The 6,847-nt window shown below is 61.5% G+C and carries 8 protein-coding genes and 1 pseudogene; 6 read left to right on the top strand and 3 right to left on the bottom strand.

Annotated features, from left to right (window positions below):
* Positions 1–810, top strand: an 810-nt coding sequence (locus tag AC5JJ6_RS34540; RefSeq protein WP_496046381.1) for a hypothetical protein, incomplete at its 5' end; no start/stop codon positions are given.
* A gap of 170 nt (positions 811–980) precedes the next feature.
* Here AC5JJ6_RS34540 and AC5JJ6_RS34535 read toward each other — a convergent pair.
* The gene (locus AC5JJ6_RS34535; RefSeq protein WP_496046380.1) at positions 981–1,697 is read right to left on the bottom strand and encodes an IS6 family transposase; all 717 of its coding nucleotides are present in this window, start codon (positions 1,695–1,697) and stop codon (positions 981–983) included.
* A gap of 277 nt (positions 1,698–1,974) precedes the next feature.
* On the opposite strand from AC5JJ6_RS34535, the gene AC5JJ6_RS34530 reads away from it, so the two are divergent.
* Both AC5JJ6_RS34530 and AC5JJ6_RS34525 read left to right on the top strand, forming a co-directional pair.
* Entirely contained in the window at positions 1,975–2,421 is a 447-nt protein-coding gene (locus tag AC5JJ6_RS34530; RefSeq protein ID WP_496046379.1) for a helix-turn-helix domain-containing protein, read from the top strand.
* Complete coding sequence (locus tag AC5JJ6_RS34525) at positions 2,411–2,992, top strand: PIN domain-containing protein (protein WP_496046378.1); 582 nt, start codon at positions 2,411–2,413, stop codon at positions 2,990–2,992. The genes AC5JJ6_RS34530 and AC5JJ6_RS34525 overlap by 11 nt, the downstream gene beginning before the upstream one ends.
* A 185-nt stretch (positions 2,993–3,177) precedes the next feature.
* Here the strand turns inward: AC5JJ6_RS34525 and AC5JJ6_RS34520 are convergent.
* Positions 3,178–3,645: pseudogene (locus AC5JJ6_RS34520) on the bottom strand (transposase); the annotation flags it as partial.
* On the opposite strand from AC5JJ6_RS34520, the gene AC5JJ6_RS34515 reads away from it, so the two are divergent.
* Positions 3,623–3,859 (top strand): transposase, encoded by a 237-nt coding sequence (locus AC5JJ6_RS34515; protein ID WP_496046382.1) that lies wholly within the window; start codon positions 3,623–3,625, stop codon positions 3,857–3,859. The pseudogene AC5JJ6_RS34520 and the gene AC5JJ6_RS34515 sit on opposite strands and share 23 nt — an antisense overlap.
* 153 nt (positions 3,860–4,012) lie before the next feature.
* Here the strand turns inward: AC5JJ6_RS34515 and AC5JJ6_RS34510 are convergent, their stop codons facing one another.
* Positions 4,013–4,525, bottom strand: a complete 513-nt coding sequence (locus AC5JJ6_RS34510) for a hypothetical protein (protein WP_496046377.1) — start codon at positions 4,523–4,525, stop codon at positions 4,013–4,015.
* A gap of 131 nt (positions 4,526–4,656) precedes the next feature.
* Here AC5JJ6_RS34510 and AC5JJ6_RS34505 point away from each other — a divergent pair, with 131 nt between their 5' ends.
* The gene (locus AC5JJ6_RS34505; RefSeq protein WP_496046376.1) at positions 4,657–5,208 is read left to right on the top strand and encodes an IS6 family transposase; all 552 of its coding nucleotides are present in this window, start codon (positions 4,657–4,659) and stop codon (positions 5,206–5,208) included.
* 1,165 nt (positions 5,209–6,373) lie between these two features.
* A complete protein-coding gene (locus tag AC5JJ6_RS34500; protein WP_496046375.1) occupies positions 6,374–6,832 on the top strand; it encodes an MFS transporter in 459 nt (152 codons plus the stop codon).
* The last annotated feature ends 15 nt before the right edge of the window (positions 6,833–6,847 follow it).

Here is a 6,847-nt window from a genome sequence, read left to right as displayed (position 1 = left end):
ACCAACTACTTCGCCGCCGCAGGTTACGATGCAGACCGATCGAAAACTGCTCTAGTAACTGTAGAAGGAAAAATCACTGAAGGTCGAGTTTCATATACGATCACGCCGGCAATTGTGCCCGATAACCAAGCTCAATATCGCATCAGATTTTTACCTTCAGCCGGATCGGATCAAGACGTAAATCTTCAAGTCGACAGAAATGGGCTTCTTACCTCTGCTACAGCCAATGCAACCGACCGAACTGGAGACATTCTTGTCGAGTTGGCTCGAGCAGCTGGTGGTGCGACGGCTTTGGTACCGTTCGCCGCTGGAGCGTCTCCCTCTGCTGAAGACGTACGGTATCCCTTCGTGAAAATCTATAATCTCGAACAGTTAATAGAAGGCCAAATCTTGCCGGATGGAGCCTCAATGAAAATAGACAGTTCATGGGTGCCTGAGCTTTCTCGACGCGTAATTCCGCCATGCAACTACTCTGTTTGCTTTCGGAGCCCGGTTATCGTTCGCGCAACGGTTGCCGCGTTGGATGGGAGACGATCTACAGATTTTTCCTTTATTGCGGCAAACCCCTATAGAACAGAAGGCATCGATCTTCGAGCAGCGGCGCTAGTTACTAAATCTAATGCAGTCACTTTCACAAATGGCATGTTAAGTAGCGTTGTAATTAATCAGCCAAGCAGCCTTTTAGCTTTGGCAAAACTGCCTTATGCAATGATGAAGGCATTTTTATCAGCAATTGGCGAGTGTTATCCATTCGTGTTACGAACACACAGTCTGAAGGAAATTTGGTCCAACAACAGGTTAATCTATTAAATCAGCTTAAAGCGCTGATCGATGCTCAGCAAGCATTAGATCGTACGAGGAGCCCTGCTCAAGCTGTTTTGGGGACGGGCTCTGCGCCACCGTAGGCTCCGTGGCACCGTCAAGTTGTTGGGGCGAGACTGGCTGAATTGGCTAGCCGAGGGCCGATGCAGGATTGGAGTTCAGGCCGCGGCAGTGACCTCGCTGACGTCGGCCCATGCTTGGAACGCCCGCGCCCTTGCGGCTCGGTGTTCACTGGCGGTGACGTGGTCGCGGCGGAGATGGAAGAGGTTGGAGATCTGATCGTGGGCGGAGAGAAAACGCTGTACCTGCCGGGCTGACTTGAAGCGCTTCATCTGCCGCTCTCGTCGTCGCGTCGGCTGGTGTGAATTCTCGGCCCGGTTGTTCAGGCCTTTGTGCTGGCGGTGCTCGACACCGGGCATCACCTCCCGCTTGGCGGCGCCGTAGCTCGGCAGCTTGTCAGTAATCATGACGCGAGGCGCCCGGCATTGCCGCTTCAGCAGCTTGCGGAGCAACCGCTTCGCCGCCCTCTTGTCGCGCCGGCTCTGGACCAACACGTCCAGCACCATCCCGGCCTGATCGACGGCACGCCAGAGCCAGTGCTTCGCCCCGGCGATCTTGATAGCCACCTCGTCGAGGTGCCACTTGTCTCCGGCGCGGGGCAGTCTCCGCCGGATCCGGTTGGCAAACTCCTGGCCGAACTTGAGCGCCCACTGCCGCACGGTTTCATGGCTGGCCACGATGCCGCGCGCCGCCAGCATCTCCTCGACCATGCGCAGGCTGAGCGGGAAGCGAAAGTATAACCAGACCGCCTGGCTGATCACCTCGGCGGGAAACCGATACCCAGAGTAGGGCGACTCGGCGGCTGGTGAAACCATCCGGAGCCACTACCGGACCAAGGTCCGCCCGCCAAGCCGCGCTCAACTTGACGGTGCCCCTGACTGTACTCGCACAAACTCCGCGTCTGGTATCGGGGCTTGGGCCGCCCGCCCTGTACCGCTTTCTTGCTCATGCACCACTACTCGCAGGGTTTCTGCAACAACGCCCGCCAGGGGTGGTATGAGCCGCCCGGCGGTGGCCCCCCGGCAACCCGCGTTTCAGATGTTGCAGATAGGATGGCGAGCGCCATATGATGGTCTGGAAACGGAGCCGACCATGACCGCCAACCTCCTCGAGTACGTCATGCTGCCCGAGGCCGCCCGGGCCGGGGCCCCCGCGCCGCCGGCGCCCAGCGACGACGAGCGCATCGAGGTCGTGGTCCGCCGCGGGGATGGCACCGCCGAGGCCTTGGCCTTGCCCCCGGAGGCTGCGCGGGCGGTCCGCGCCGTCCTCGACCGCCTCTACGCCGGCGGCAAGGTGGCGGTGCTGGGCGAGGACGCGGAGCTCACGCCCAATGAGGCGGCAGAGGTCCTCGGCATGTCCCGCCCGCTCGTGGTGCGGCGGATGGACACGGGGGACCTACCCTTCCGTCACGTGGGCTCCCACCGGCGCTGCCGGTTGAGCGACGTCCTCGCCTTCAAGGCCAAGGCGGACGACCAGCAAAGGGCGCTCGACGCTCTGGCGGCGGACACCGAGGACCTCATGGAGAACCATGGTCTCTGAGCCGCGGGTCCCGGTCGTCGTCTACGACGCCTGCGTCCTCTACCCGCTCAACCTCCGCAACGCCGTCGTCCAGTGCGCGGTTGACCGGCTCGCACGGGCGCGCTGGAGCGACGACATCCACGAGGAGTGGATTCGGAACCTCCTCGAGGCCAACCCCGGCCTCGCGCGCGAGCGGCTCGAGCGGACGCGCCGCCTGATGGACCGGGCGCTGCCCGACGCCCTGGTCGCCGGCCACCGCCGCCACATCCCGGCGGTCTCCATGCCCGACCCGAAGGACAGGCACGTCGTGGCGGCCGCCATCGAGGCCGGGGCGGAGGCGGTCGTGAGCGCCGACCGCCACTTCCGCGACGGGGACCTGCAACCGCATGGCCTGGCCGTCTGGCGGCCCGGCGACTTCCTGATGCGGCTGTACCGCGCCGACCCCGAGGCGACGGTCGCCTGCATGGCGAACGCCCGGCGCAACCTCCGTCGCTCGGCGCCGACCGCGGCGGAGTTCGTCGCCGGCCTGCGCCGGACCGGCAAGCTCGACGAGTTCTGCGGCGCCCTTGATCGGCACCTGAGCGATCTCTGACGGCCATAGGCGGCACGGCCGCCCCCCGCCGCTACGCGGCCATCTTGGGCATGAAGTCCCGGTAGTCGCGTGGGCAGCGCGCCCAGGCTACCGAGCAGCCGGTCGAAGCTGGTGTGTCGACTGTTGCGCCGGCTCCAGCGCCAGGCGAACTCGTCGAGGTGGGCCTGCAGGTGCGGCCGCCGGAAGCCGTGGAAGGTGCCCGTCCCCCAGCGCTTGAGCAGCGAGAACACCCGGTGCGTCCAGGGCATCAGCACGTGGGCCGCCATCTTGTCGACCACCTTCGGGCGGTGGTCGTACCTGCGCGCCAGCGACTTGTACGCGGGCAAGCCGTCCGTCAGCAGCCCGGACTTGGGCGCCACCGTCCGACGCACGAAGGCGCCGATCTTCTCCGTCGAGTAGTCGGGCAGCACGGCCAGCCGGGCGCGGCCCGGCCGGCCCTCCTCGTCAATCTCCACGGCGCCGATCAGCGCGATCTTGCTGACGTAGCTCCGCCCGCGCCTGTCGGCCGTATCGTGCCCGCTCAGCTGCGGGTCCGCGTCATCCGCCACCTCGGTAAGCCTCGCGCGAGCCTCAAACAGCGGCACCCGGCGAACCGTCGGCGCAGGTGTTCCAAAGGGCACACCCTTCGCCCTGGCGGCGCTTGAGCACGACATCCATGTTTCGGTCTCGCCTGATGGCACGCGAGACCGACACTTTCTGCCGAACGGGATCAGGTGGGTGGTGGAGCGCCTTTTCGCCTGGCTCAGCCGCTATCGCCGGCTCAACATCGTGTACGACCGCGCACCCGACCTCTTTGCTGCGCACGTCCGGATCGCCATGATCTCCATCATCTCACGTCGGCTCGTCGCCGAAACCCAGCCGCAGTGAAGGATCTATTCGCGTACAGCGTCTTAAACGGCCATCATCCGGCCGTCGAGCCGTCGAGCACGAACATCTTGTAATCCTCGCCTTTCTGCGATAGGGAGCGATACGTTCACCCTATTCGAATTCTCTTCCGCCGAGACGTCATAGCTTGGCCTACTATCGCATAAGTGGAATGTATTGCTTAGCGCCCTCCACCTGCTTAACTTCTTCCAATCTTCCGTCATGACGCCGAGCATGGATCTGCATGCCTGACCAAACGTCGAACGATTCACCCAATGCATTAAACGTAATAAATCGCAATCCCGCATAGGAAACGCCAGATTCTGAAAGACTTTGAATGGGAAGATGGAGCTCAATGACTCGGACTTCTTGAGGGGAGATGACAAAGGGAAGGGCATCAAGCGCAGCAGGCGGATCAAAAAAATTCTGTCCGCTCTGTAGATTTACTGACGCCCCAGTCTCGTATCGAATCTTCGATATAACTGCTTGACGATTTCCGCGGTTCACCAGTACGACCTGCGCCTGAACATTTCCACCGCGGGCGGAAATTTCGCTGATTCTTGCGATAACCTCATTATTTATCATGAAGTTTGTAATGTAGAAATTTACTCCCGAGATCATCAAGGCGATCAGTGAGAGTGTTATAGTTAAGAGATCTTTGATGTTCATCCAAGAAACCCCCGTGGACGTTGTCACCTTCTCTGGCTGGCGGGAGCGAGACGGACGAGCCCCGCTGGCCGGCATTGCCAAGTTGTCGGCCTTTACCCGGAACGAAGCGGCTGGGCCAAGCTGGGTTGATGATGCCCGAGCTCGCCACCTATCCCGGATACCGCTTTCCGACCGAGATCATCAGCCATGCGGTGTGGCTCTATCACACGTTCAGCCTAAGTCTGCGCGAAGTCGAGCCGCTCCTGGCTGAGCGGGGCATCAGCGTCACGCATGAAAGTATCAGGAACTGGTGTCTGACATCCGGCGGCACCTTCGCCCGAAAGCTGCGTCGGCGCAGACCGAAGCCGGGCGACACCTGGCACATCGATGAGGTGTTCCTGAAGGTTAAAGGTGTGCTGCATTACCTCTGGCACGCAGTGGACCAGCACGGCGTCGTGCTCGACATCCTGGTGCAGAGCCGGCGGAATACCACCGCGGCAAAACGCTTCTTCAAGCGCCTGCTGGCTGGTCTGAAGTTCAAGCCCAGCCGCATCGTCACGGATGGGCTGCGCAGCTACGGTGTTGCGCAGCGTGAGCTCTTTCCCGAGGTCAAGCATCGTTCCACCCGCTACCTGGTTGCGTTGCAAAGTTTGCGGCAAGTCGCAAAAGGGCCGCGACAGGCTTCGATTCAGGCGGCGACTTGAAACAGCTCAGCGACAAAGGTGGCTTGGGTACGCATCTCGCGTCCGCCAACCTTCCGCACCTGCTCCTTCCTGATCACCGTCATCGCCTCGTAGCCTGCCAGTGTTCGTCGCACCGTGTGGAAGCTGCCGATTGTAGTGCTGCATCTTTCTGGCCCATCGGAAATTCCTCGCCTGCCGCTAGCGCCCACACGCAGTTGCTGCCGAGCCGGGCGTGCGCAACGAAACGCGGACCTTCGGCGCCAAGGTAGCGTACGGCCGAGGCCTCGTCGGCAGCGAGGAGGGCCGCTGATCCTCCATCGTCTAGCCCCAACACTATGGTGCTACCTGAATCTAGCCCTCTCCTGCGTAAAAGGCGCAGGGCGCCGAAGATGTCTGGCAGCAACTCCAACGGCAATGGCGCGGGCGGAGCCGCGGCGCTGTCTGCCGAAACCCCACGAGGAGTATGGACGTCTAATTCCAGAACGACCGCGCCGTTAGCGAGCAGTTGAGCGACAAGCCGGTCACGCCATGGTTCCGCCCCGGGCTGTTCGGCGACAACCACTACCGTGGGATTACCTGGGCACCAACCCGCCGGAACGGTCAACAAGCCGGGGATAACATGGCCAGCAGCTTTGACATCGAGCAAGGCGGGATCAACCCACACAGCGTCGATCTGCTCAGGCTCGCCAGACATCGCCCGAGACGTGTCTGTGCTCGTTCGGCAGGTCACCAGGTTGATGCTTAATGGGCCCGGGCTCTGAGCATCAAGCTGACTCAGCGTATTCGGTACTGGCAAACCTGCGTCGATTGGCGCGCCGTTCAGGATACGAACCACAGCCGTGGCAAGCAAGAGCCCGATAGCCACGCCGATCGCGGCGATGGCAACGGTCAGAGGAATGGGCCTTCGACGCCGTGTGTTAGCGGCAGTCCTAAGTGGAATGCGAAGCGCGGCGCTCTGGCCGTGCTGGATGGAAGAGCCGGGCATGCTCCCTCCAAAAGGTCGCGTCAGCCTTGCAACCCACGCTACGCCCGTAGCGAGGCTGAATGAATGAAGCGCAGCTGAGAAATATCACAAACTTGGCATTCGGATGGTCGGGATGCGCGTCTAGCAAATCAACCGTTGTGGCCGAGTGCTTCCGTATGTGTGTCTTGAGGCAAGCAAAGGTAGCAAAAACTGGAGTGCGTCATGTCGCTCCGAAATGCGATCGTGTCCGTATTATTACCGTTTGCTGTAGGATACTACCTCTCCTATCTGTTTCGAACAATTAACGCACTGTCATCTTCAGCGCTCGGAGCCGACCTGCACTTCGGTGCGGCCGAGCTCGGGTCACTCACCTCGGCCTACTTCTTTACCTTCGCAGCTATGCAGCTACCCATCGGGATCGCCCTCGACCGCTTCGGACCGCGGCGCGTTCAGCTGGCCTTGATGCCGGTCGCTGGGGCCGGTTCGGCGCTGTTTGCTGTCGCCGACAACTTCTCCCTTCTGCTCCTCAGCCGCGCACTCATCGGGCTCGGCGTTGCCGCTGCCTTGATGGCTGGCCTCAAGGCGCTTGTGCTGTGGTTTCCAAAGGAGAGGCTGGCTTTGGCAAACGGCTGCTACATCATGCTAGAGCACTTTGATGTTGCTTGGAATCGCGCGTTCTGATTCGACGCTGTTGAT

The organism is Skermanella sp. (assembly GCF_059503625.1).
This window is presented reverse-complemented; position numbering and strand designations above follow the sequence as displayed.

Bases quoted from the DNA above. Each gene is read 5' to 3' on its own strand.
- AC5JJ6_RS34505 (WP_496046376.1), top strand. From the start codon at position 4,657: ATGCCCGAGCTCGCCACCTATCCCGGATACCGCTTTCCGACCGAGATC.
- AC5JJ6_RS34500 (WP_496046375.1), top strand. From the start codon at position 6,374: ATGTCGCTCCGAAATGCGATCGTGTCCGTATTATTACCGTTTGCTGTA.
- AC5JJ6_RS34530 (WP_496046379.1), top strand. From the start codon at position 1,975: ATGACCGCCAACCTCCTCGAGTACGTCATGCTGCCCGAGGCCGCCCGG.
- AC5JJ6_RS34535 (WP_496046380.1), bottom strand. From the start codon at position 1,697: ATGGTTTCACCAGCCGCCGAGTCGCCCTACTCTGGGTATCGGTTTCCC.
- AC5JJ6_RS34510 (WP_496046377.1), bottom strand. From the start codon at position 4,525: ATGAACATCAAAGATCTCTTAACTATAACACTCTCACTGATCGCCTTG.
- AC5JJ6_RS34525 (WP_496046378.1), top strand. From the start codon at position 2,411: ATGGTCTCTGAGCCGCGGGTCCCGGTCGTCGTCTACGACGCCTGCGTC.